Genomic DNA, 23,950 nt, shown 5'->3' with positions numbered 1-23,950 from the left:
GGGACTGACAAGCTGGAAGGGACGTACTAGGCTCGCAATATGATGCGAATAGTGGTTCTCCTGTTTCTGGCTGTCCTATTCACTGGCTTCGTGGTGACGGCGATCCTTGCCGGCACCTCCGGAGAATGGGTCTGGTGGATCCTTGTCGTGCTGACCGGCTTGCTGGTGCTGCTGGGCATCAGGGACCTGTGGCAGAAGAAGCACGCGATCCTGCGCAACTTCCCGATCGTCGGGCACGCCCGCTACCTTTTCGAGTTCATCCGCCCCGAGATCCAGCAGTATTTCATCGAGCGCAATACCGATGGACGTCCCTTCAGCCGCGATACCCGCTCGCTGATCTATGCACGGGCCAAGGGCGCAGATAGCCACAAGGCCTTCGGCACGGAGCTGAACGTCAATGAAGTCGGCCACGAATACCTGCTGCATTCGGCGGCCCCGGTGGCTCCGGCAACCTCGCAGCACCGCGTCCGGGTGGGCTCCAGCCAGTGCTCGAAGCCCTATGAGATCTCGCTGATGAACATCTCCTCGATGAGCTTCGGGTCGCTGTCCGCCAACGCCGTGCTCGCCATGAACAAGGGAGCGGCGATGGGCGAGTTCGTCCACGAAACCGGCGAGGGCGGGCTGACCAAGTACCACCTGGAATACGGTGCCGACCTGTTCTGGGAAATCGGTTCGGGCTACTTCGGTTGCCGCACCCCGGAAGGCCGTTTCAACCCTGAAACCTTTGCGGCCAAGGCGAACCACGAGAACGTCAAGGGCATCACCATCAAGCTCTCCCAGGGCGCCAAGCCCGGGCTCGGCGGCGTGCTGCCAGCTGCCAAGGTCACCGAAGAGATCTCCGCGGCCCGCGATGTCCCGATGGGCGTGGACTGCATTTCGCCCGCAAGCCACGCAGAGTTCTCCACCCCGCGCGAATTGATGCATTTCGTGGCGAAGCTGCGCGAACTGAGTGGAGGCAAGCCGGTGGGGATCAAGTTCTGCGTCGGTTCCCGCACCGACGTCATGGCCTTGTGCAAGGGCATGCTGGAAACCGGAATCCTGGTGGATTTCATCACCATTGACGGTGCCGAGGGCGGCACCGGCGCCGCCCCGCTGGAATACGAAGACCATGTCGGCGCGCCGCTGACCGAAGGGTTGATGCTGGTGCACAACACCCTGGTGGGTGCCGGATTGCGCGATGAAATCCGCCTCGCCGCCGCGGGCAAGGTCGCCAACGGCTCGGACATCATCAAGCGGCTGATCCAGGGTGCGGACTTCACCTTCTCGGCACGCTCCATGATGATGGCCACCGGCTGCATCCAGGCCCAGCAATGCCACACCAACCACTGCCCGGTGGGCGTTGCCACGCAGAACAAGCGCCTGATGCGCGCACTGGATGTGGAGGACAAGGGGCACCGCGTCTACAACTACCATCGCCTGACTGTGACCGAATGCGCGCAGATCATGGCCTCGATGGGGCTGACCAGCCCGGAACAGCTGAACACCAGGATGCTGCGCCGCCGGGTGAACCTGCAGTCCACCCGCTCCTACGCTTCGCTGTTCCAGTGGCTGCGTCCTGGCGAGCTGCTAGAGGACATTCCAAGTTCCTGGAAGGACGATTGGGACGAGGCGGATGCGGACCACTTCGGCGAGCATGCACCGCTGGACTATGCGGCACCCAGGAGCGTGGACATCACCCCGTCGACGGTCTACGAACCAGAAGATGCGGTGAGCGCACCGCGCATCGAGCCGCGGGAATCAGCGAAGGTGCGTCCGGTGCATGCGGATGTGACCCGGCCAGAAGGCAAGCCCGGGGCCGACAGCTAGCCTTCGGAACCAGTAGCCAGGGACCGCAAGGCCGCGTGGTCGACTTCGTCCAGCGAAGACGGAATCCATGTGGGATTGCGGTCCTTGTCAATGACCTGGGCACGGATTCCCTCGGCAAGATCCGGGCGGTGCATCAGGTAGCGGGCCGAGCGCAGTTCGCGGTCCAATGCCGAACGCAGGTCCTGCTCAGCACGGGCGGCACGCACGTTGTAGAAGGCGCTGGCCATGCTGGTGGGGCAGTTCGCTGCCAGTAGCTGCGCTGCACGCTGCGCCGCGGGATGGATCATCTGCTCCAGTCGCTCGATGACTTCCTGCGGGGAGCCGGCGCTGAAAGCATGGTCGATCCAGCCGCGGTCCATCTCCAAGGCGAAGGATTCCGGGGCTCCGTGCATGACCTCGATGGCTGCCGCGATCTCGCCGGCATTCAGCCCGGCGAATTCCTCTAGCTCATCGAGGATGTTCGCGGCGAATTCCTCGGTGACCACGACGTCGGCGAAGCCGAGAAGCACTGCATCTGCTCCGGTGAAGGACTGCGCGCTCATGGCGTAGTATTCGCCGAAGTGTCCCGGTGCGTTGGCCAGCAGGTGGCTGCCGCCCACATCAGGGGTGTAGCCGATCTTCGCTTCGGGCATTCCCATGGTGGCGTTCGGGGTCACCAGACGCACCGGTGCGTGCGAGGCCAACCCGATGCCTCCGCCCATGGTGATGCCGTGGGCCAAGCTGATCAGCGGCTTGGGGTAGGCGGAGATCAGATAGTCGAGCTCGAATTCGGCGGAGAGCAGATCAACAAAATCCTGGTGCCGTCCGGTGGTGACCGCTGCATGGAAATCGGCAATATCCCCGCCGGCGCAAAAGGCGCGCTCGCCGCGGCCGGTGAGCAACACCAGGGAAATCGAAGGGTCCGCGGCCCATGCGCGCAGCACCCGGCCCAGCTCGGTAAGCATTTCCAGAGTCAGCGCATTGAGCTTGCCGGCGCGGTTCAGCTGGATATGGCCAATGGGGCCATGCACGGCCGAGATGACCACGCTGTCGCTGGAGGATGCAGGGCTTGGGTTCTCCACCGGGATACTCCTCTTTCTTGGGACTCAGGCGGCCATCGCTGGGGCCGCGGCGCAATGAATTAGCGGGAGAGGACCTGGGCGAGCCGGTCCAAGACCAGCGCTGCCTTCGGTTTCCTTGAATTCTCAGGCTTCAGCGCGAAGATGGAGCGGGCCAGCCGGATTTCGGGCGCATCCACGATGCGGATGCCTTCCGGAGCGTTGGCCATGGCCAGATCGGGGACCAATGCGGCTCCCAGACCCGAGGACACCAGGCTCAGCGACGCATTGAAGTCATCGCAGTAGGCGGCCACCTGCGGGTGGATGTTGTAGGACGAGAACAACCGGGAAATCAGGGTGGCGTCCGAGGTGCCCGGGTGGTGGAAGATCCATGGCCATTCGGCCAACTGGTCCACGGTCAGCTGGGAGTCTTCGGCGATTGGCCAGGATGCCGGGATGACCACGCGGAATTGGTCATCGCCCAGCCAGGTGCGTTCAAGGGATGCCGGCCAGGACAGTCCGCCGGGTCCCACCTGGAAAATCAGTGCGAGGTCGAGGTCGCCGCCGGTGCCGAGCCCCGCGACAGTCTGCTGGGGTTCGCCGATCCACAGGCGCAGGTTGATGCCCAAGGAGGACCAATCCGGGGCCTCGAGAATTTGCGGCAGTGCGTAGGTGGCCAGCGATGGGAAGATGCCGAGCTTGATTTCCTCAAGGTCAGTAGGCTCGGTGGATATCGTGGCGACGTCTGCCATGAGTGCGTCGAGGTCGGTCAGGACTCGTTTGGCGTGGCGCACCATGCGCACCGCCCCTGGCGTCGGGGTGATGGAGCGTGCGCCGCGCAGGAACAGCGTGGTTCCGGTGCTCCGCTCCAATGCTGTCATCTGCTGGGAGACAGCGCTGGCCGTGTAGCCCAAGCGGGTTGCGGCCGTGGCAAAGGAACGATGCGCCACCACTTCGAGCAATGTGCGCAGATGAACTGGATTAATCACTTCTAAAGTCTATGGCCTTTAGCCCAAGGTTTGCTTAGCCCGCGGACTAGAGTTCGTCCTCAAGATCAACGAGCTCCGAATTTTCCCCGTCCTCGTCTTCTTCTGAGGTGAATTCGTTGTCCAGATCATCCTCGGTTTCCAGATCATCGTCATAGAGGTAGTGGCGTTGTGCCAGCGGGTCGAGATTGCGCATCGTCTCGGGCATGTCGCTGGAGCCCTCATAAGCCTGGGAATCCCGACCGTCATCGGGTTCGTAGATATCGTTGCCGTACTCCGGCGCAAATTCTGTAGTGTCGAAATCCTTGCTCATTGCGTACTCCTTCGTCGAATACGAGGGATCCGCCGGAAGCCGGGGATTTACCTCGTGACTTCTCGTATTCCCAGAGTAGGACCCGAATACTCGAAACGAAAGACTTGTTTTCTGCAGTGGATAGTGAATGACTTCCTAGTGGTCATGTTCCGCATAATGCTCCAGCAGGGGAGCGGCACGGTAGGCCAAATGCGTATGGAGCGCGAAGGTGGTTTCCGAACGGGTGACCCCCTTGATGCGCAGGATCTGGCGCAACGCCGACTGCAGCTGGTGGGTGTCGGTGGCGATGAGCCGCACCCAGACATCGCCGCGTCCGGAGGTCTCATGGATTTCGAGCACGTTGGGGATCTGGCGCAGTGCGGTGATGACCGAATCCAGGTCGCGGTGGTTCACCTCCAGGGTCACGAAGGCCAGGACGTCATAGCCGAGCTTGCTCAAATCGACGTCACGGCCGCCATCACGCAGGATTTCGGCACGCTGCAACCGGCGCAAGCGCGACTGCGCTGTGTTGCGCGCAACACCGACCTCATCTGCGAGTTCAGAGATCTGGATGCGGGGATCCATGATCAGCGCGAGCAGCACTTTCAGGTCTACATCATCTAATCGCACTATATGCTCACTCCGGGTCAACTGCGGGGTCAATTTTTTGAACAAACTGCTCAAATTCTATCAAGAAAGATCCCTGCTTGCTTCTGGTGAGCGGATATTAGTGATTGAACGCTCTGTTGCAGTAGACAAACGCAAGCAGAACGCTCAACTCACCGGTGGGGCAGCGAGTGGCCCCACCGGTAAAAACTTTTCCGGGCACCGTTCTTGCCCAATTGGTAGTGGCTACTTTGATTCTGGGAGTGAATTTGTCGGTCATCAGCGAGCTGCGCATGCAGCCCATGAACCATCGCGTCCTCTCTTGGAACCCGGGGCTCACCGCCCGGCTGGTGATCACCGTGGCAGTCAGCTTCCTGTTGCTGGTCGGGGCCAACCTGGCTACCCCGTTATACCCGGCACTGCAAGCCGAATTGCGTCTGGGTGCCATGGGAACCACAGTGGCCTTCGCAAGCTATGTCTGTTCGCTGATGCTCTTCCTCTCGACGGTGGGACACTGGTCGGATCATATAGGCCGCCGTGCAGCGCTGGTGGTAGCAGTCGTCGTCTCGATCGCCGGTACCCTCGTGTTCGCTTCGGCCAGCAATCTGCTGGAACTGTGCCTTGGCCGTGGACTGCAGGGCACCGGGGTCGCCTTGGCTACAGGCGCCAGCGCAGCGGCGCTTCGCGAGCTGCTTCCATCCCGGCCCGAGTGGGCCTCGCGCTTCACGCTGCTGGCATCTTCTGGAGGTGTCGCCTTCGGTCCGGTGCTCGGCGGCGCCCTCGCGGATCTGCCCGGCGGACGGCACACAGTGTTCGTGGTGCAGGCATTCTTGCTGCTGCTGGTCTTGATTCCCTTGAGCACCCTGCAGGCACGTCCCGCAATCGCACTGGCCGAACGCGGTCAGCGGAGCAAGGCGCTGGCCCCACGCCCCTTGGGCATCCCCAGCTCGGCCCGGGAGCAATTCTGGATCGCTGCCCTGGTCGGCTTCTTGAGCTTTGCCATCTTCGGGTTCGTGCTGTCGTTGGCCCCGGGCTATTTCGCCAGTGCCTTCGGCCTGGAGTCGCTGTTGGCCATTGGCTTGATTGCCGGCCTGCCACTGGGCATCTCCGCCCTGTCGCAGCTGGTGGTGCGTGGCGGGAAGGAGTTGCTGCCGATTGGACTCGGGCTGATGGCAACCTCCACCGTAGGGTTGGCGGTGGCCGCCGAGCATCGCCAGCTGGCCTGGGCGATCGCTGCCTTGGTGCTCCTTGGCCTGGGCCAGGGCATCGCCTTCCGCACCGCATTCGCCTCCGCTGTGGATGCAGTCAGCGACCATCAGCACGCCCAAACGGTGTCCACCATCTACCTGGTGACCTACCTTGGCAGCGCTGTTCCGGTCATCGCGTTGGGCTGGGCCGTGGGAGTCTTCGGACAGCAGCAAAGCATCTTGGTCTTCTCCCTCTTCTGCTCCGTGGTGGCCGCTGCGCTCACGATCTGGGCATGGACGGGACTGCGCCGAGCACGCTAGGATCCGGCGTACTGTGGAAGCATGACTAGTTCTTTGCACGCGCTTGCCAGCACGGGCGCCAAGTGCGCTATGGCCGCACGGATCTACATTCCTGCACTGTGGCTCGGCCTGATTATCGGCATCTCGTTCATCGAGGCTCCACTGAAATTCACCGCACCCGGGATTACCATTCCCTTGGGCTTGGGCATTGGCCGCCGGGTCTTTTTCGCCATGAACATGGTCGAGATCCTGTTCTTCATCGCCCTGCTTGCCGGTTCGCTCAAGCGTGGTGCCGGCAAGGCATGGAGTTGGGGCGTAGGGCTGGTCGGATTGATGCTGCTGCTTAAAACCGCAGCGATCCGCCCTGGACTTTCCGCGCGTACCGATGCGGTACTTGCAGGAAATTCGGATGGCGGATCGCTATGGCACTATGCCTATATTGGCGTCGAGTTCTGCTTGACCCTCGCCCTGGTGGCGCTGCTGGTGATGGCAGCAAAGCGCTGGATCGGAATTACTGGGCAATAGCCAGCTGGCAGGCCTCGGCGGTAATCATCACCGAATCCAGCCGGGCCTGCTCCTCGGTGGGGTAATGGATGGTGATCAGTTCATCCGCCTGCGCTGCCGAAGCGAAGTGGCGCAAGTATTCAGCTACCTGCTCCCCGGTGCCCACTGCCGTGTAGCGCATCATGTCCAGGATCTGCTGCGCCTGCGGAGTATCCATGAGCATATCGACCTCTGCTTCGGTGAACTCCTTCTTCGCCGAGCGGCCGATGAAGCTGGCCACCCGATGGCGCTGGGCAACTTCCAGCAGTTCATGCGCGCGCTCGGCAGTTTCCGCAGCCAGTACGCCTACTCCGGCAATGACATACGGTTCAGCCAGCTGCTCTGATGGGGTGAATTCGTCGCGGTAGATGCGGATTGCCTCATGCAGCGCCGCAGGTGCGAAATGCGAAGCGAAGGAATATGGAAGGCCCAGCTGGGCTGCGAGCTTTGCGCCGAAAAGCGAGGATCCCAAAATGTACAGCGGGACGTTGGTCCCTGCACCCGGAGTGGCTGCCACGGTGGGAACCCGGGATTCGCCGGCCAGGTAAGCCTGCAGTTCCAGCACGTCATGCGGGAAGGAATCTGCGGCCGAGGGATCGCGGCGCAAGGCGCGCAAGGTGGTCATGTCGGTGCCCGGGGCGCGGCCCAAGCCCAGGTCGATGCGGTCGCCGTAGATTTCGGCCAGCGTGCCGAACTGCTCGGCGATCACCAGCGGGGAGTGGTTTGGCAGCATGATGCCGCCCGAGCCCAGCCGGATGGTTTCGGTGTGGTGGGCAATGTGGCTGATCAGCAACGAGGTCGCACTGGAAGCGATGGTGGGCATATTGTGATGTTCCGCGTACCAGACGCGTTCATACCCGTGGCGTTCTGCGGTTTGCGCCAGGCGGACGGAGGACTTGAAAGAATCGGAAATCGTTGACCCGGGTGCAACCGGTGCCAGATCCAGGATAGAAAGCTTCACATCCGGTACAACCGCCGATGGCTAGGAAATATTCCTTCAATTTCTGCCGCAGACGCAGGAAACGGCTACCCGCTGTGCGGATAGCCGTTTCCTAGGCTAAGTCTGGCGTAAGTGCCAAAGCCCTGCTTTAGAGAGCGCGAATGTCTGCAGCCTGCAGACCCTTTGGACCCTCAACGACTTCGAACTCCACCTTCTGGCCCTCGTCCAGGGTGCGGAAGCCCTGGGTCTGGATTGCGGAGAAATGTGCGAAGACGTCTGGATCGCCGCTGTCTGGAGCGATGAAGCCGAAGCCCTTTTCAGCGTTGAACCACTTGACGATTCCGGTTGCCATATTCTTATTTGGTCCTTTCAGACGTTTCTCGCCGTTTAGCTGGCGAGCTTGGTTGTAATCTACGCACCGTTCGGCATCCGGGAAGGATTACGAATGATGCGAAGCAGCCAAGTCATTCACTTCACGTCTAGAAGGGGCTCGCGTCAACCGAGGTGGTAAGACATTCACAAACTTCTAACGGGTACTTCGCGAATTACTTTGGAACTACATTGCCTAGCCTACGTGTTTGCTGACGACAAATGAACAACTTTGAACCAATTAATCAAAAATTTGGGTAACTGGTTCGGGGAGTTCATCGAAATGCGGGTTTGATAACGCGGAACACCACTGCTGCAGCGACCAGTGACAAGACTGCGGCGATACCGGAAGTGAGCACCACGCCGTGGTCGAAAGCCAGCGCGGCGGAGTCCAGCAGGGCCTGCGCGTCGGCAGGCTGCAGCGAAGCGGCCACATGGTGTGCACCACCCAATGTTTCACCTGCCAGCTGCGCCTGGGTGTCGGTGAGCGAGCCCGGAACCAGCAGCCGCGAGGAATAGACAGTATTCAAGATGGTCCCCAGCACCGCGACACCCAGTACCGACCCCACCTCGTAGGCGGTTTCAGAGATGGCCGAGGCCGCGCCGGCCTTGGACGCTGGAACCGCGGCGAGCACCATGTCATTGGACAAGGTCTCGGTCATGCCGATGCCCGTGCCCAGGACTGCAAATGCGGCCAGCAGCAGGAAAGTGTTGGAACCTTCTCCTGCCATGATCACCATGAGGTAGGCGGCCGCGGAGAGGATCAGTCCAATGGCCATGACATTCGGCGTGCCGAAGTGGCGGGACAGTGCCACCGAGAGCAAGCCGAAGCCCATGGTCAGCGCCAGACCGGGCGTCATCCAGAGCCCCGCCTGGAGCGGGGAGAACCCTGCAATGAGCTGCAGATGCTGTGAGACGAAGTAGATGAAGCCCACCAGCGAGAAGATGCCGATCAGGTTGACCATCAGCGCGCCCGAGAACAGCGCGTTGCTGAACAGCCGGACATCGAGCATCGGCTGCTGGGTCTTGAGCTGGCGGCGCACGAAAGCAACGCCGCACACAATGGCGAGGACGATGGCCGCGGCTGAGAAGTACCACGGCGCGCTGACCGCGGTCTTGATCGCGTAGACGAAAGGCAGCAGGGTGAAGACCACGAGCAGGATCGAGAATGGATCCACACGGCCAGGGTTCGGGTCCTTGGATTCGGGAACAAGGATCATGCCGCCGATCAGCAGGGGAAGCAGCATTGGCACGGCCATCAGGAAGACCGAGCCCCACCAGAAGTGCTCCAGCAGCACGCCGCCGACAATTGGGCCCAGCACTGCGCCGCCGGAAAATGCAGCCGCCCAGACCGCAATGGCGGTGCGGCGTTCAACATCATCCGGGAAGATGTTTCGGATCAGCGACAGCGTGGCCGGCATCAGCATGGCGCCGAAGATGCCCAGCAGGGCGCGGGCTGCGACCAGCTGTGTGGGGTCCGTGGCGAATGCAGCCAGGGCAGACACCAGCGCGAAGCCGGTAGCGCCGATCAGCAGCAGCTTGCGCCGGCCGATGCGGTCGCCCAGTGAACCCATCGGCACCAGCAATCCGGCCAGGATCAGCGGGTAGATGTCGATGATCCACAGCAGCTGGTTTCCGGTTGGGGACAGTGCTTCGGTGATTGACGGCACCGCGAAGGACAGCACAGTGTTGTCGACAGAAATCAGCAGGACGGGGAACAGCAGGACAACCAGCGCCGCCCAACGGCGCGGCTTGCTGAGCATGAGTGCGCGTTCGGAGATATTCGAGGTCATGACGTTCGCCCTTGGGTAGGAAGTGGAATGCGCGGCTCTCTGCCGCAGTTAATAACTGTACCGTCTAGACGGTATAGTTACAATTGTTGGTAAAGTCAGATCGATCACGAACTATGCCCTGGAAAAGGAGAACTATGGCTCGCCCACCCGCTGCCCGCGGCAAAGTGCTTGACGCCTACATCGCACTATTGTGCGAAGAAGGGGAGCGGGCTGCCACGCTGGACGCCACGGCCGCACGCGCTGGAGTCTCCAAGGGAGGGCTGCTGTACCACTTCGCCTCCAAGGAAGCCCTGGCCGACGCAGTCATCGAAGCCGCGGAGGAGCATGTTGCCCGGGATGCGGAGTCGATGCGCACCGCGGCGGAGGGCGCGTCGGTTTATTACGTGCGCACCAGCGCGGAAGTCGATACCGAATTGGACCGGCATCTGGTGGCCCTGCAACGCCTGGCCCAGGCCGGGGTCAAGGCGGCGACGGAGAAAATCGAGAGCACCAATGAGCGGTGGTACCGGTGCATTCTGGATGAAGTCGGCAGCAAGGACATCGCGCATCTGGTGATGCTTGCCGGCGAGGGGCTCTACGCAAACCTGGCCCTGCCCGGGACTTGGTACGAGCGCAATTTTGATGGTGAGCTCGATCGCTTACTAGAGTTAGTTTCGAAAATAAAAAAGTTGGGAAACCTCAACGAATAGCGAGCAGGTAGAAATCAATGAAGAACCAGAGCGTCGCTTCTCCAATCAGAGGACGAGTTGGAGCACTGCTTGGCATCCTGCTGCTGGCGCTCTCGCTCCGCGCCGCAGTGGTCTCCGTATCCCCACTGCTCTCCCGCATTGAGTCGGACATTGAATTCACGGAGTTCACCATCGGCCTGCTGGCCATGCTCGCACCCATTGCGTTCGCGGTCTTCGGGCTGCTCACCCCGCGGCTGATCAAGGCGTTCGGTCTGGAAAAAACCCTGATGATCTCGCTGGCATTGGCAGTCATCGGCCAGGTCGCCCGGGTCTTCATGCCCGAGGTCTACTCCTTCCTCGCCCTGTCGATCATTACCTTGGCCGGCTACGGCATGGGCAACGTGGTGCTGCCGCCATTGGTCAAGAAGTACTTCCCGGACCGCATCGGCATGGTCACCAGCGGCTATGTCACGATGCTGGCCGTCGGCACCTGGATGGCCCCGCAGTTCTCTGTCCCGCTGGCCAACCTCAGCGACTGGAAGGTGTCCATCGGCTCCTGGGCCGCCCTGTCGGGCATCGTTCTGGTGCCCTGGGTGGTGCAGCTTTTCGCCGACCGCGGGACGCAACGCCCGGATAACCCGGTGCACCCCAGTGGGCTACCGCAGCCGATCGCCAAGATCAACCCGTGGACGTCCAAGGTGGCATGGGGCCTGGCGATTTTCCTGGCGGGCAACTCGGCGCAGACCTACGTCTACTTCACCTGGCTTCCGCCGTACCTGCAGGACCGCGGCCTGGACGAACTGGCTGCCGGCAACATGCTCGCGCTCTTCGCGATCCTCGGCTTGCCGGTCAGCCTCCTGGTCCCGCTCTGGGTACCGCGCTTGAAGCATCCGATCATTGCAGTGCTGGTCTTCACCGCCTGCTGGATCTCCGGCCACCTTGGCATCTACCTGTCGCCAACACAGAATACGGCGCTGTGGATCTGCCTGGCCGGGCTCGGGCAGGGCACCTTTGCCGTCGCCTTGCTGATGATGAACTTGCGCTCGCGCACTACATACGGCTCGGGGGTACTCTCCGGTTTCGCCCAGGGCCTGGGCTACGCAGGCGCCGCAGTGGTTCCGATGCTCTTCGGCGTGGTGCAGAAGGCCACCGATTCGTGGGGAGCAGCCTTCTCCATGCTCGGTGGCTGCGTCGTGGTGATGCTGATCGGTGCGATCATCATCAACCCGCCACGCACCATCGAAGACGATTCGCCAGGCACCGAAGAGCTGGGCAAGCTCGAGCGCATCGACTAATAGTGGCGCTGGGGACCATCACTGGGCCCCGGCGCGGGATGGGATCGATGCCAATGGCCAGCGGCCAGCGGCACCGACCAACTGAAGCGGATGGACGCGACGCGGATAGCGAAAGCCAAAGCGGCAATGCCCGCACCCACCGGAACGTTCATCACACCCAGATGCCATGCCACGGCGGTAAGCGCCGCGCCCACCATGGCGGCCAGCGCATAGATGTCGCGCGGGTTGAACAAATCAGGGGTGACATTGGAGATGACATCGCGCATCAAGCCGCCGCCCACGCTCGTGATGACACCGAGCAAGACCGCCGTAACCGGATTAAAGTTGTTTTCAAGGGCCTTGAGCGTACCGGTGACGCAGAACAGGCCCAGCCCCGCCGCATCGAAGAGCTGGACCAGTCGGTGCAATTTCTGCACCGCTGGGGTAAACGCGTAAACGCACAGTGCAGCGAGCAGCGGGGGCACAAAATACACTGGGTGCTCGAACGTCGCCGGTGATTGATTGAGAATCAAATCCCGGACCACTCCACCGCCCAAACCGCAGACTCCGCCGAGGAAGGCGGAGCCGAGCAGGTCGAATCCGCGGCGCGCGGCCATCAAGGAACCCGCGACGGCGAAGAAGAAAATGCCAATGAGTTCGAACAGGATGTACATTCCGAAGCCTTTTGCAGGTCAATCAGGGGGACAAGGCTCAATTATTGCTCACCGGCGATCTCAGCCAAGAATCTTTGCGACCTTGACCAGGGTGTTGTGGTTCCTGGTCGTCACCAGGCGTTGCTTAGCCTGGGCGTCCATGAGCTTCCCGACGGGATTCGTGGTGCTCTGCCCCTTGCGGACAATCCATGCCACGGCACGGTCCTGGACCAGATGGGCTGCGGGCTCAGCCAGGTCCTGGATGGCAGAGCCCAACGCCTGGGCATCCGCAGCTGATTCGCAGAGCGAGTAATACCCGTGGTGCTCGCTGGCCGGTTCAGGCAAAGGCAGCGGGAAAGGCTGGGAGAGCCGTTGGATTTCCTCTACGGTGCAGACAATCGTGGGAATCGGCCGCTGATAGTGTTCGGCCAGGACCGCATCGCATTTTTCCTTGACGGCCAGCAGGTCAGCACTGCGCGCACTGAGCACGACATTGCCACTGGCCAGAAGCGTTTTCACATCGGTGAAACCAGCATCTTCAAGCAGGCGGACCAGATCTTTCATCAGGACCTTGACCCCGCCGACGTTCACACCACGCAGGAAAACTGCATATCTCGTCATGGATCAATCCAAGCGCATCGAATTGATTCTTGTCGAGGGTCGTGATGAATCGCAAAAATCGCTAGGATCAAGAATATGCCTACGCACTTGCCATTTGGATCCTGGCCATCATCGATTTCCGCGCATGACGTTGCAGCAGGAACCAAGCCACTGGGCGGTGCCTGCTTCTACGGGGACAAATTGATTGTCCAAGAAGGCCGTCCCGCCGAAGGCGGGCGCATCACGCTCATGGAATACGGCACCGACGGCACGCCCGGCGCAGAACTCATCCAGGCCCCGTACAACGTGCGCTCCCGAGTCCACGAATACGGCGGCTCCAGCTGGATGCTCATTGAAAGCAGCACGCCGGCCATTGTCTTCGCGAACTTCGCTGACCAGCGGGTGTACTCCCAGACTGCAGGCACGCACAACCCCACGGCACTGACACCGGCCAGCGGCAACGGCGCAGACCCGCAGCTGAGATTCGCAGAATTCACCGAAGGCCCGGAAGGCACCATCCTGGCCATCATGGAAGACCTGCGAGCAGATCCGGTACGCCATATCGTGCAAATCCCGCTGGACGGCAGCGCAGCCGAAGACCTGGACAAGATCCGCATGCTCAGCGCCCCTGCGCGATTTGTCGCAGCGCCTCGGATGAATCCAGCTGGAACCCGGTTGTCCTGGATCAGCTGGGAACACCCGAATATGCCGTGGGACTCCACCGAACTGCACCTGGCCGATTTCGCTGGCGAAGGCGAACTCAAGGACACTGTCATTGCCGGTGGAACCGATATCTCGGTCATGCAGCCAGAGTGGCTTGACGATGACCAGTTGACCTTCATCTCGGATGCCAGCGGCTGGTGGAACCCTTATCTCTACCAGGACAGCTCAGCGCGCATCACCCGGCTCGTTGACCGTCCCGCAGAATTCGCTGGCCCGCTCTGGCAGGTAGGTACCGGGTGGTACCTGGCAGAAAGCGCCCGCACCATGCTCTGCTCCTACGGCACGGGAACCACCAGACTGGCACGCCTGCACGCGGATACCGGTGGACTGGAGGACCTCGACCTGCCGTTTACCCGCGTTCGACCGTTCGCGGTGCGTGAGGGCTGGCTGCTCGCCGGCACGTCATCGATGACCCAGGGCGAAGAAATTACCTTAATCAACCTAGATACGCTGGAGCATCACGCGGTGACCCGAGCGATCGCCCAGCTGCCGAACCCAGCGATGCTTCCAGACGTCGAGGAATTCGAGTGCAAGAACCTCGCGGGACAATCCGTCCATGCCCTGCTCTACCGCCCATCCCAGGAAGGCTATGCAGGAATGGAAGGTGAACTGCCGCCATTCGTCACCTTCGTGCACGGCGGGCCAACCAGCCAAGCCTCGCCGACGCTCAGCGCCACGGTGGCCTACTACACCTCGCGCGGAATCGGTGTTGTCGACGTGAACTATGGCGGCTCCACCGGCTACGGACGTGAGTACCGCAACCGCCTGCGCGGTGCCTGGGGCGTGGTTGATGTGGCCGATACTGTCGCCGTGGTCAATGCGCTGGTGGCGCAGGGGATCGCCGACCCGGCACGCATCGGCATCGAAGGAGGCAGTGCTGGCGGGTGGACCGTGCTGTGCGCACTGACCTTCTCAGACGCCTTCACCGCAGGCATCAGCCGCTACGGCGTCTCGGATCTGGTGGGATTGGTACAGGACACCCACGACTTCGAATCCCAGTACATGTTCTCGCTGGTGGGACCGTACCCTCAAGCCGCTGAACTGTATGAGAAGCGCGCGCCAATCAACCACGTATCCAAGATTTCCTGCCCGGTACTGCTGCTGCAGGGTGATGAAGACAAAGTGGTGCCGCCGGCGCAGTCGCAGGTGGTAGCTGACGCGCTCGCCGAACGCGGCATCGACCATGCCTACATCCTCTTTGAAGGGGAACAGCACGGTTTCAGGAAGTCGGAAAACATCATCAAGGCGTTGGAAAGCTCCTTGGCTTTCTACGCGCAGATCTTCGGATTCACCACCGACGTTCCGGCGATTGAACTGTCCTAGAACAGATCAGAACCTGATTGAGGGGCCTGCCAGGAATCCCGCAAGCGATCCATTTCGCGGCGGTCCTTCTTGGTGGGCCGGCCGGCGCCACGCTCGCGAATCGGTACCTGGGGAATGACCAGGCGCTCGCGGGGCGGCGTGTGGTCGATGTAGCATTTGGCGGCAACTGGCGCGCCAACACGCTTCGAGATCAGCCCGCTGACTTCCAGGTCACGGTCGAAACCGTCTTTGCGCACACGGATGCGATCACCGGAAACCACAGCTTGCGAAGCCTTAACCGGGTCGCCGTTCAAGCGGACATGCCCGGCGCGGCAGGCAGTGGTCGCAGCCGAACGGGTCTTGTAGATGCGCACCGCCCACAGCCAGGCATCGAGACGTACTTTGCCGCTTGTTGGAATGTCGACCATGAGAGAAGTCTAGATCACCGGATACTTGGTGCAGCCCACGGCGGCTAGTTGGAAATTTCCGCTTCGTCGCAAATCTCGACCAGGCGCTGCTGCAGGGCTTCGGGTGCCTGGTCTCCGGAGTTCGCCAGCTCTTGGAGCACATCAACCAATTCCTGTGGCAGGCCGCCACCTTGAACTGATTTCACTATGGATGAGAGGACGCGAAGTTCGCTTGCGTCGATCGTGCCGTCCTGGACGGGAGCGCACGCCTGGCGCACGATTTCCTTGGACGCTGCATCAGTCAACTGATTGGCTGCATCGGCTGCAGTGTCCTCGACAAATGCGCATCCGCTGCTCAAAAGCGCCATGCTTGAAATAGCAATTAGCGCCGCTGACTTTCGAACTTTCACAATCCCCATGACAACAAATCATAGCTACGGAGATTGAGTTTCTGCTGAATGCCAACCGAGTCGATCATCAGAAGATCGGACCGCATGATGCACAATGGATCGGTGACTAGCGAGCAGAAGAACACCGCAAAAGACAGCGCGACCGGGCAGCACATCATCGCCCAACTGGCCCGGGAACTTTCCAGCGAATCCGCTGTGGCACCATGGCAGATCAAGGCCGCGATCGAGCTCTTGGACTCCGGATCAACGGTTCCCTTTATTGCTCGCTACCGCAAGGAAGTCACCGGCATGCTCAGCGATAGCCAGCTGCGCTTGCTCGAAGAACGTCTGCGGTACCTGCGCGAGCTGGAGGACCGCAGAGCGGCTGTACTTGAAGCCATTGCCGAAGCCGGAAAGCTGACAGACCAGCTGGCCCAAGCGATTCGTGAGGCGGGCACCAAGGCGGAGCTCGAAGACCTGTATCTGCCATTCAAGTCAAAGCGCCGCACCAAAGCCCAGATTGCCCGCGAAGCCGGACTGGAACCCCTGGCTGATCTGCTGCTCTCTGATCCATCGACGGATCCGGTGCGGGCGGCTGCCGGCTACGTGAACCCGGAGGCAGGTTTTGCCACCGATGCCGATGTGCTGTCTGGCGCACGTTCCATCGTGACCGAGCGGGTATCCCAAGATGTAGTTCTCGCAGGGGAATTGAGAGAACGCCTGTGGAAGACCGGAAAGATCGGTGCCAGCGTCGCCACCGGCGCGACCGCAGAAGGACAGGGAAAGTACTCCGATTACCTGGACTACGTGGCAGATCTTGATCGCTTGCCCTCTCACCGGGTCCTTGCCCTGTTGCGTGGCGAACGTGAAGGGGTGCTGAATCTGCAGCTTGCCGAAGCTGACCCACGAGATGAACAGGCTTTGGCCGACGCCCGAGGCAATTACGAGAACGCCATTGCCGCGTCCCTGGGGCTGAATGTTCCTGGCGATGCACCTGCAGCCAAATGGATTGCGCAGACCGTTCGGTTGGCGTGGAAAGCCCGCCTGCTGACCCGTTTCGAATCCGACCTGCGTTCGCGATTGTTCGAAGCCGCCGAAGATGAATCGGTGAAGATCTTCGCGGCAAACCTGCGCGACGTCTTGCTGGCTGCACCGGCTGGCAACAAGGCCGTGCTGGGCTTGGACCCAGGCCTGCGCACCGGTGTGAAGGTTGCCGTGGTGGACCTGACCGGCAAATCGGTGGAAACCGCGACGATCTATCCGCACGCACCAGCAAATAAGTGGAATGAATCCATCGCAGTGCTGGCTAATCTGGCAAAGAAGCACGACACGACGCTGATTGCGGTGGGCAATGGCACGGCCGGGCGTGAAACGGACCGACTGGCGGCTGAAGCCATCAAGGCGCTGGGCGGCGAGGGCATCAGCAAGGTCATCGTTTCGGAAGCTGGCGCTTCTGTGTACTCGGCCTCGGAACTGGCCAGCCAGGAACTGCCGGACATGGACGTGTCACTGCGTGGCGCGGTATCGATTGCCCGCCGCTTGCAGGACCCGCTGGCCGAGCTGGTGAAGATTGATCCGAAGTCCATCGGCGTGGGGCAATACCAGCATGATGTCACTGCCTCGAAGCTGGACCGCGCACTGGACGCGGTGGTCGAGGACTGCGTGAATGCCGTGGGTGTCGATGTGAATACCGCATCTCCGTCGCTGCTGGCCCGTGTGGCCGGCGTGGGACCGCTGCTCAGCCGCAACATCGTGGATCACCGCAACGCAAACGGACCGTTCGCCACCCGCAAGGATTTGCTGAAGGTACCGCGTCTGGGAGCCAAGGCTTTCGAGCAGTGCGCGGGATTCCTGCGCATCACTGGAGGCAAGGAGAAGCTTGACGCTTCCTCGGTGCACCCTGAAGCCTACGCGTTGGCCAAGACCCTGCAGGCCAGCGCCGAGGCCCAGGGCCGCCGGCTTGAGGAGCTGAACCCGCAGGACTTCGCCACTGAGCAGTTTGGCGAGCCAACCATTCGCGACGTGATCGCGGAGCTGCGGCGGCCTGCCCGTGACCCCCGTGGAGAGTTCGTGACGGCCACGCTGAAAGAAGGCGTGGAGACCATCAAGGACGTCAAGCCGGGGATGATCATGGAAGGCACAGTCTCCAACGTCGCGGCTTTCGGTGCGTTCGTGGATCTCGGTGTCCACCAGGACGGCCTGATCCACGTGTCGGCCATGAGCAACAAGTTCATTTCGGATCCTCGCGAGGTGGTCAGCTCCGGCCAAATCGTCAAGGTCAAGGTGCTGGACGTGGACATTGCACGCAAGCGCATTTCGCTGACCTTGCGCCTAGACGATGAACTGCCCGCGGCCGGGGAAACAGCCAAGGGCTCCGGACCGCGCGAGCGGAAGGGGCAGGGAATCGATGGTTCTGCACGCACTGGCCAGCACCGGAACGGGCAGAACCGCAATGCCCGTTCCGCCCAGGGCAAACCTGCTGCACCGGGCAACACCGCGATGGCTGAGGCACTGCGTCGGGCAGGGTTGGGCAAGTAGATTGCGAGCGGTTCGGTTGACCTAACCTAGGTTAGTATCGGCTATGTTAACTTGATCCCAACTTGGGATGATTCCCTAATTCAGGTTGGACTAAGTGAGTCCAAACTTCGGTGACAAGGCCCTTGTCCAGGGTTATTCTGGAGGCATGGAACTTACAGGAAAACTGGCAGAAGCCTTCAGTACCCAGGTAACTCTCGAACTAACCGCAGCCACGGTTTACCGTCAGCTGGCAGTTGAAATGGACGTTTTGAGCCTCCCAGGCATTGCTGGCTGGTTCCGCGCCCAGGCTGGCGAGGAAATTGTGCACGCGGAAAAGTTCATGACCCACATGACCGACCGTTCGGCCCACCCGAAGATTGGCGAGCAGCCTGCACCGACCGTCAACGTGAACAGTGTTGCCGACGCGTTCGCTGCCTCGTTGGCGCACGAGCAGAAGGTCTCCGAAGCAATCCGCGAGCTGTACCGCTTGGCACAGACCGAGGGAGACATCGACTCCATGCCGCTGCTGCACTGGTTCATCGACGAGCAGGTGGAAGAGGAAGCCACTGTTGGCGAAATCCTGGACCGCGTCAAGCTGATCGGCAGCGACGGAAGCGGCCTGCTGCGACTGGACGCAGAACTCGGTTCGCGCTCTTCCGCATCCTAAGAGGCTGCGAAGCACGCATCTTCTAAATATGGAATAAACTTAGGGAAGCAACCGGTGGTTGCTTCCCTAAGTTTTTCAGTTGAGGTGGTCGTGAACCAGGTGGGCTTTCCACATCAGTCGGCGCGGACGTCGTCCGTTGCCAATACCCACCGGACGACTGCCCCGCTCAAGCTACGCAAGGGCGCCGGCCGCCACTATGTAGTGCAAAGCCATTTGGAGCAAGGCACCGAGCTAGTTCTGATCGAGGTCAAGGGCTCGTGGGCGCACGTTCTCGTGCACCATACGTATGGTTGGTTGCCGAATATCTATCTTGAACCGATTCCAGCGGTATTCGACGAGCCGGCAGTTGCAGAAGACGATGACGAACTGGCCGAGCCGGTTCTTTCACGTTATTCATTGATCGAAGCCACCCATGTGACGACAGCTACGTTGAATCTGCGCAAGGGCGGCGGCACCGGTTATCCGGTACTCAAGGTCATTGACCAGGGATCCAAGGTCCGCTCGATGCTCCAGCAGGGCCTATGGTCCCAAGTGCAGTGCGGCAAATTGCTCGGCTGGGTTCCAAGCATGTACTTGCAGGAGATTCCATCGCGTCCAGCCAAGGGCGGTTTGATTGCCGTTCCCAACCAGCGTGCACTGACCACCATTGGCTTGAACGCGCGTCGTGGTCCTGGCGACCATTATTCGTTGGCGCGAATCCTGCCTGCAGATACTGCAGTTGTCATTGTGGCCCGACAGGGCGCGTGGCGGCGGATCGACCGTGACGGCGAAGAAATGTGGATCCCTGCCAGCCAGCTGCGTACGGTGTATTAACGAACCGGGCAATAACGCTAGGCGATCTGCAGATCTGCTGAAGAAACTAGTCCGCATTCTGTAGCAATGACCGCAAGCTGCACCCTGTTGGTCACATCAAGTTCCTCCATGATGCGTGCCAAGTGGAGCTTAACCGATCCCTCGAAGATGTGCGAGATACGCGCGATCTGCGAGTTCGTCATCCCCGCCGCGACCAAGCGCGTAAAGCCGCGATCGCTGAGCTTGCGTACGGCAGTTTGCTGCGTTGCTCGGCGGACAATACTCGTTGTCGGCTCCCAGCCATCTTCGGGTTGGGTAAACAGCTGGTACCCGGCGATGAGCATCCGCAACGCGCTGGGCAATTCAGTGCTGATGGAGCTTTTCGACAGCAAAGCAGAGCTGCCAGCATCGTAGGCCTGTGTGATCTCGTCGCGACGGTATCGGGTAGCCGGTACAACGATCTTGGTAGTTGGGGTTTTTCGGATATTTCCCGGATCGAGCAGAGCAGGTCTGTCCCGTTGAGCGACGATTCCAAGATGACAACGTCAGGCTTCAACTCGCTCGCCGCCTGAACAGCTTCTGACATGCAATCCGAACCATACTCGATATCCATGTCATTGGCAGCAGCCAAGACGCCAGCAATCCCGGCCCGTGAAAAAGGTCACTATCGGCCAGATTAATACGCTTATTCGCACCACGATGGGATGGTCTGTGGCCATCGCGAGTATTGGATCAATCGTTCTGCAAGTCAGCTTCCCAGGGGCACTGCTATTCCGGTGGACACGAGTACCGGTGCTTTTCGCGATGGTGTCGTTCCATATCGGTATTGCCATCTTTATGGGTCTTCCGTGGTTCTCCTTGGCAATGGTTGGCGTAGATGCCATCTTCATCCGTGACGTCACCTGGAGCCGCTTAGCGAATTGGTTCAAGAAGGCAGCCAAGGATACGCCTGCCGATGTTGCCGTTCCAGAGGGGAAGAGGACTGTGGACGACGAACGGAATGAAGAGCTGCACGAAAAAGTCAGCGTCTAGTACCCGATAAAACCGAGGGGCCGTCTCCTGAATAATCAGGAAACAGCCCCTCGCTGCGCTTGGCGGACTATTCGCCTACGTAGAACAGGCGCTTGTTCACGAACTCGTCCATGCCTAGCGGGCCAAGTTCGCGGCCGAAGCCTGAACGCTTCACGCCGCCGAATGGCATTTCTGCACCCTCCGCGCTGGCCACATTCACGTTAGTCATGCCGGACTGCAGCTTCTGCGCCACCTTGGAGGCACGCTCGACGTCGGTGGAGTGCACCGAACCGCCCAGGCCGTAGATGGTGTCGTTAGCCAGCTCAGTGGCTTCCTCATCGCTGGAGACCTTGTAGACCACAGCTACCGGGCCGAACAGCTCTTCGTAGTAGGCACGCATGTCCTTAGTGACACCGCTCAGCACCGCAGGGGAGTAGTACGCGGAAGGGCCGTCGTGCAACACACCGCCGGCATGCAGGGTCGCGCCCTTGGAGACCGCATCCTGCACCTGTGCGTGAAGATCCTCGGCGGCCTTGCGCGAGGACATCGGGGCGAACGTGCCTTCCTCTTCCTTCATCGGGTCGCCGGCCTTCAAGCCCGACGCACGCTGGGTCAGCTCGGCAACGAAATCATCGAAGATGTCTTCCATGACGATCATGCGCTTGTTCGAGTTGCAAGCCTGACCGGTGTTGTCGATGCGGAAGCCCCACGCGGTCTCGGCAATGCCGGCGACGTCGTCGGAGTCGAGTACGACGAATGGATCCGATCCGCCCAGTTCCAGCACTGCCTTCTTCAGGTTGCGGCCCGCCTGTTCGCCGATGATCGCGCCCGCGCGTTCCGAACCGGTCAGCGAAACGCCCTGGATCCGGGGATCAGCGATGATGGTCGAGATCTGATCGTGGGTGGCGAACAGGTTGTTGTAGACGCCTGCAGGCATGCCGGCCTCATCCATGATTTCCTGGATGGCCAGAGCCGAGCGCGGGCAGGACTCTGCATGCTTCAAGATGATGGTGTTGCCCAGCATCAGGTTTGGCGCCGCGAACCGGGCCACTTGGTACAGCGGGAAGTTCCACGGCATGATGCCCAGCAGCGGGCCCACCGGGCGCTTCTGCACGATAGCTTTGCCGCCGGAGAAGGACTTGATCTCCTGGTCCGCAGCCAATGCAGGGCCCTCGGTGGCGAAGTACTCGAAGATCTCCTGGCAGAATTCTGCCTCGCCCACGGCCTCGGACAGCGGCTTGCCCATCTCGGTGGTCATGATTTTGCCGAGCTCGGCCGCGCGCTCGGCGAAGAGCGCTCCGACCTTGGAGACGATCTTGGCGCGTTCGTTGATGTCAACGTCCTGCCATGATTCGTAGGCGGTCTGCGCTGCAGCCAATGCCTGCTCGACTTGCTCGTCGGTTGCTGCTTCGAACTCCTCGACAACTTCACCGGTAGCCGGGTTCAAGACCTTGTAGGTTGGGGCGCTCATCAATGCTCCTGTCGTTTGCACAAAAAGTGGCCAGCGAAAGCCGCGTGGCCCTAACGTTAGCGGACTCCACACAATAAATGAATGTAATTCACTTCATATTGCGTCTACTCCGAGCTTATCCGCAGAAACAAGTTTCAGCCACCAAGGAACAGCAGGAATTTCGCTTGCGAAAAAGATGCAGACAGAAGCGAGCGAAAAAGCCGTGGTTTCCAAGTCATGTCTTGGAAACCACGGCTTCAGAACACAGATAATTACACTGTGATCAGTGGATCGCTAGCTGATAGCGGAAGTTCGCCACCAATCGATTCCTGCATCGCCCTGGGCAATCGTGGCAATCTGGGTCAATTCAGCCTCGGAGAAGTCGAGCTTCTCCAACGCACCAAGGTTCTCGTCCAGCTGCTTGGTGGACGAAGCGCCAATCAAGACTGAGGTTGCCGCACCATCGCGCAGCAGCCAAGCCAAGGCCATCTGCGCCAGCGACTGCCCGCGCTTCTTGGCGACCTCGTTCAGGTTTCGGATCTTGGCGAGGTTCTCATCGGTCAGCTGGGCTTCGAGCGTGCGGCGTCCGCCCTGGCGCACCACATCGGTGGTTTCCAGATACTTGTCGGTGAGCAGGCCCTGGGCCAGCGGGGTGAAGGCAATGGAGCCCATGCGTTCCTTCTCCAGGGTCTGCAGCAGGCCGTGCTCCACCCAGGGGTTCAGGATGTTGTACGACGGCTGGTGGATGACCAGCGGGGTCCCCAGGTCCTTGGCGATGGCGGCGGCTTCAGCAGTGCGTTCTGCCGAGTACGAGGAGATGCCCACATAGGTGGCCTTGCCTTGGCGGACCAGAGTGTCCAGTGCGCCGATGGTTTCGTGCAGGGGAGTCTTCGGGTCGAAGCGGTGCGAATAGAAGATGTCCACGTAGTCCAGATTCATCTTCTTCAGCGAAGCCTCGCAGGAGGCCAGCAGGTACTTGCGCGATCCGAAGGTGCCGTGCGGGCCTGGCCACATGTCGTAGCCGGCCTTGGACGAGATGACCAGCTCGTTGCGGTAGGGCTTGAAGTCCTTGAGCATCATGCGGCCGAAGTTCTCTTCGGCTGAGCCTGCCGGGGGGCCGTAGTTGTTGGCTAGGTCGAAGTGGTTGATGCCGTGGTCGAAGGCGTGGCGCAGGATCTCGCGCTGGGTGTCGAAGGGGCGGTTGTCGCCGAAGTTCCACCACAGGCCCAGGGACAGCGGCGGCAGGCGCAGGCCGGACTCGCCCACGCGGCGGTAGCCGAAATGCTCATAGCGGTCTGCCGCGGCGGTGTAGGGGCGGTGCAGTTCAGGGATGGACGGGAGGCGTTCGTATTCCACGAGGCACCTTTCTGCCAGGCCAAGCACTGGCGTGCGGAAGTCGATGTGAAGTCAATTTCCACAATAGGCCAGAGGCTGAACTAAACAAACAGAGGGCAGATAAATCCGCTGTGTGCGTAAAGGATTAGTGGATCGCGTTAAATGATGAACCGACCCGCCAGGCCAAGGAGGTAACGCCTGTGCGGGTCGGTTCATCTAGATCACTCGCACCTTGAGAAGGTATTAACAACACTAGGAGCTGATTCTTGTAAATAGCTGAGCACTACGTGTGCGGTCTCTCAG

Annotated in this window: 24 protein-coding genes; 10 read left to right on the top strand and 14 right to left on the bottom strand. The window is 60.8% G+C overall.

The annotated features are described in order from the left end of the window. Window positions 1-42 precede the first annotated feature (42 nt). The gene (locus tag JOE62_RS14295) at window positions 43-1,806 is read left to right on the top strand and encodes an FMN-binding glutamate synthase family protein (protein WP_239543856.1); all 1,764 of its coding nucleotides are present in this window, start codon (window positions 43-45) and stop codon (window positions 1,804-1,806) included. Here JOE62_RS14295 and JOE62_RS14290 read toward each other — a convergent pair. The 4 genes from JOE62_RS14290 to JOE62_RS14275 form a co-directional block, all read right to left on the bottom strand. After that, window positions 1,803-2,867 (bottom strand): 3-hydroxyisobutyryl-CoA hydrolase, encoded by a 1,065-nt coding sequence (locus JOE62_RS14290; RefSeq protein ID WP_204722860.1) that lies wholly within the window; start codon window positions 2,865-2,867, stop codon window positions 1,803-1,805. The two genes, JOE62_RS14295 and JOE62_RS14290, sit on opposite strands and share 4 nt — an antisense overlap. Window positions 2,868-2,926: 59 nt before the next feature. Then, window positions 2,927-3,832: a LysR substrate-binding domain-containing protein gene (locus tag JOE62_RS14285; protein ID WP_204722859.1), complete on the bottom strand. Its 906-nt coding sequence runs from the start codon at window positions 3,830-3,832 to the stop codon at window positions 2,927-2,929. A 46-nt stretch (window positions 3,833-3,878) separates the two neighbouring features. Further along, complete coding sequence (locus JOE62_RS14280; protein WP_204722858.1) at window positions 3,879-4,142, bottom strand: hypothetical protein; 264 nt, start codon at window positions 4,140-4,142, stop codon at window positions 3,879-3,881. 135 nt (window positions 4,143-4,277) lie between these two features. Further along, complete coding sequence (locus tag JOE62_RS14275; RefSeq protein WP_204722857.1) at window positions 4,278-4,751, bottom strand: Lrp/AsnC family transcriptional regulator; 474 nt, start codon at window positions 4,749-4,751, stop codon at window positions 4,278-4,280. A 218-nt stretch (window positions 4,752-4,969) separates the two neighbouring features. Here JOE62_RS14275 and JOE62_RS14270 point away from each other — a divergent pair, with 218 nt between their 5' ends. Both JOE62_RS14270 and JOE62_RS14265 read left to right on the top strand, forming a co-directional pair. Beyond that, complete coding sequence (locus tag JOE62_RS14270; RefSeq protein ID WP_338085803.1) at window positions 4,970-6,235, top strand: MFS transporter; 1,266 nt, start codon at window positions 4,970-4,972, stop codon at window positions 6,233-6,235. A 21-nt stretch (window positions 6,236-6,256) separates the two neighbouring features. Further along, window positions 6,257-6,739, top strand: coding sequence for a hypothetical protein (locus JOE62_RS14265; protein ID WP_204722856.1), 483 nt, complete (start codon window positions 6,257-6,259; stop codon window positions 6,737-6,739). On the opposite strand, the gene JOE62_RS14260 is transcribed toward JOE62_RS14265, so the two are convergent. The 3 genes from JOE62_RS14260 to JOE62_RS14250 all read right to left on the bottom strand — a co-directional run bounded on the left by JOE62_RS14260 (window position 6,726) and on the right by JOE62_RS14250 (window position 9,859). Further along, entirely contained in the window at window positions 6,726-7,718 is a 993-nt protein-coding gene (locus tag JOE62_RS14260) for an MsnO8 family LLM class oxidoreductase (RefSeq protein WP_204722855.1), read from the bottom strand. The two genes, JOE62_RS14265 and JOE62_RS14260, sit on opposite strands and share 14 nt — an antisense overlap. 127 nt (window positions 7,719-7,845) lie before the next feature. Next, window positions 7,846-8,049 carry a cold-shock protein gene (locus JOE62_RS14255; protein WP_013349999.1) on the bottom strand — a complete coding sequence of 68 codons (204 nt, stop codon included), beginning with the start codon at window positions 8,047-8,049 and terminating at the stop codon, window positions 7,846-7,848. A gap of 292 nt (window positions 8,050-8,341) precedes the next feature. Beyond that, window positions 8,342-9,859, bottom strand: a complete 1,518-nt coding sequence (locus JOE62_RS14250) for an MFS transporter (protein WP_204722854.1) — start codon at window positions 9,857-9,859, stop codon at window positions 8,342-8,344. 134 nt (window positions 9,860-9,993) lie between these two features. Here JOE62_RS14250 and JOE62_RS14245 point away from each other — a divergent pair, with 134 nt between their 5' ends. Further along, window positions 9,994-10,548: a TetR/AcrR family transcriptional regulator gene (locus JOE62_RS14245; protein WP_038991629.1), complete on the top strand. Its 555-nt coding sequence runs from the start codon at window positions 9,994-9,996 to the stop codon at window positions 10,546-10,548. A 17-nt stretch (window positions 10,549-10,565) separates the two neighbouring features. Then, entirely contained in the window at window positions 10,566-11,822 is a 1,257-nt protein-coding gene (locus tag JOE62_RS14240) for an MFS transporter (RefSeq protein ID WP_204722853.1), read from the top strand. Here the strand turns inward: JOE62_RS14240 and JOE62_RS14235 are convergent. Both JOE62_RS14235 and JOE62_RS14230 read right to left on the bottom strand, forming a co-directional pair. Next, a complete protein-coding gene (locus JOE62_RS14235) occupies window positions 11,819-12,475 on the bottom strand; it encodes a trimeric intracellular cation channel family protein (protein ID WP_204722852.1) in 657 nt (218 codons plus the stop codon). The genes JOE62_RS14240 and JOE62_RS14235 overlap by 4 nt on opposite strands. 60 nt (window positions 12,476-12,535) lie before the next feature. Next, window positions 12,536-13,075 (bottom strand): DUF1697 domain-containing protein, encoded by a 540-nt coding sequence (locus JOE62_RS14230; protein WP_204722851.1) that lies wholly within the window; start codon window positions 13,073-13,075, stop codon window positions 12,536-12,538. A gap of 75 nt (window positions 13,076-13,150) precedes the next feature. On the opposite strand from JOE62_RS14230, the gene JOE62_RS14225 reads away from it, so the two are divergent. Beyond that, a complete protein-coding gene (locus JOE62_RS14225) occupies window positions 13,151-15,100 on the top strand; it encodes a S9 family peptidase (RefSeq protein WP_204722850.1) in 1,950 nt (649 codons plus the stop codon). On the opposite strand, the gene JOE62_RS14220 is transcribed toward JOE62_RS14225, so the two are convergent. Both JOE62_RS14220 and JOE62_RS14215 read right to left on the bottom strand, forming a co-directional pair. Further along, complete coding sequence (locus JOE62_RS14220) at window positions 15,097-15,507, bottom strand: Hsp15 family ribosome-associated heat shock protein (protein ID WP_204722849.1); 411 nt, start codon at window positions 15,505-15,507, stop codon at window positions 15,097-15,099. The two genes, JOE62_RS14225 and JOE62_RS14220, sit on opposite strands and share 4 nt — an antisense overlap. A 44-nt stretch (window positions 15,508-15,551) precedes the next feature. After that, the gene (locus JOE62_RS14215; protein WP_204722848.1) at window positions 15,552-15,905 is read right to left on the bottom strand and encodes a hypothetical protein; all 354 of its coding nucleotides are present in this window, start codon (window positions 15,903-15,905) and stop codon (window positions 15,552-15,554) included. Between the two features lie 75 nt (window positions 15,906-15,980). Here JOE62_RS14215 and JOE62_RS14210 point away from each other — a divergent pair, with 75 nt between their 5' ends. The 3 genes from JOE62_RS14210 to JOE62_RS16665 all read left to right on the top strand — a co-directional run bounded on the left by JOE62_RS14210 (window position 15,981) and on the right by JOE62_RS16665 (window position 19,872). Further along, window positions 15,981-18,413: a Tex family protein gene (locus JOE62_RS14210; RefSeq protein ID WP_420842180.1), complete on the top strand. Its 2,433-nt coding sequence runs from the start codon at window positions 15,981-15,983 to the stop codon at window positions 18,411-18,413. A gap of 145 nt (window positions 18,414-18,558) precedes the next feature. After that, window positions 18,559-19,059 carry a ferritin gene (locus tag JOE62_RS14205; protein ID WP_204722846.1) on the top strand — a complete coding sequence of 167 codons (501 nt, stop codon included), beginning with the start codon at window positions 18,559-18,561 and terminating at the stop codon, window positions 19,057-19,059. Window positions 19,060-19,158: 99 nt separating this feature from the next. After that, window positions 19,159-19,872, top strand: a complete 714-nt coding sequence (locus tag JOE62_RS16665) for an SH3 domain-containing protein (RefSeq protein WP_204722845.1) — start codon at window positions 19,159-19,161, stop codon at window positions 19,870-19,872. A gap of 17 nt (window positions 19,873-19,889) precedes the next feature. Here JOE62_RS16665 and JOE62_RS14195 read toward each other — a convergent pair whose 3' ends face one another. Then, on the bottom strand, window positions 19,890-20,243 hold the full coding sequence (locus JOE62_RS14195) for a response regulator transcription factor (protein ID WP_204722844.1): 354 nt from the start codon (window positions 20,241-20,243) through the stop codon (window positions 19,890-19,892). Window positions 20,244-20,502: 259 nt separating this feature from the next. Here JOE62_RS14195 and JOE62_RS14190 point away from each other — a divergent pair, with 259 nt between their 5' ends. Continuing rightward, on the top strand, window positions 20,503-20,883 hold the full coding sequence (locus JOE62_RS14190; protein ID WP_204722843.1) for an HTTM domain-containing protein: 381 nt from the start codon (window positions 20,503-20,505) through the stop codon (window positions 20,881-20,883). Window positions 20,884-20,950: 67 nt separating this feature from the next. Here JOE62_RS14190 and JOE62_RS14185 read toward each other — a convergent pair whose 3' ends face one another. Continuing rightward, window positions 20,951-22,333 (bottom strand): NAD-dependent succinate-semialdehyde dehydrogenase, encoded by a 1,383-nt coding sequence (locus JOE62_RS14185; protein ID WP_204722842.1) that lies wholly within the window; start codon window positions 22,331-22,333, stop codon window positions 20,951-20,953. 273 nt (window positions 22,334-22,606) lie between these two features. Beyond that, the gene (gene mgrA / locus JOE62_RS14180; RefSeq protein ID WP_338085802.1) at window positions 22,607-23,668 is read right to left on the bottom strand and encodes an L-glyceraldehyde 3-phosphate reductase; all 1,062 of its coding nucleotides are present in this window, start codon (window positions 23,666-23,668) and stop codon (window positions 22,607-22,609) included. Window positions 23,669-23,950: the final 282 nt, after the last annotated feature.

The organism is Glutamicibacter nicotianae (assembly GCF_016907615.1).
Taxonomy (GTDB): domain Bacteria; phylum Actinomycetota; class Actinomycetes; order Actinomycetales; family Micrococcaceae; genus Glutamicibacter; species Glutamicibacter nicotianae.
This window is presented reverse-complemented; position numbering and strand designations above follow the sequence as displayed.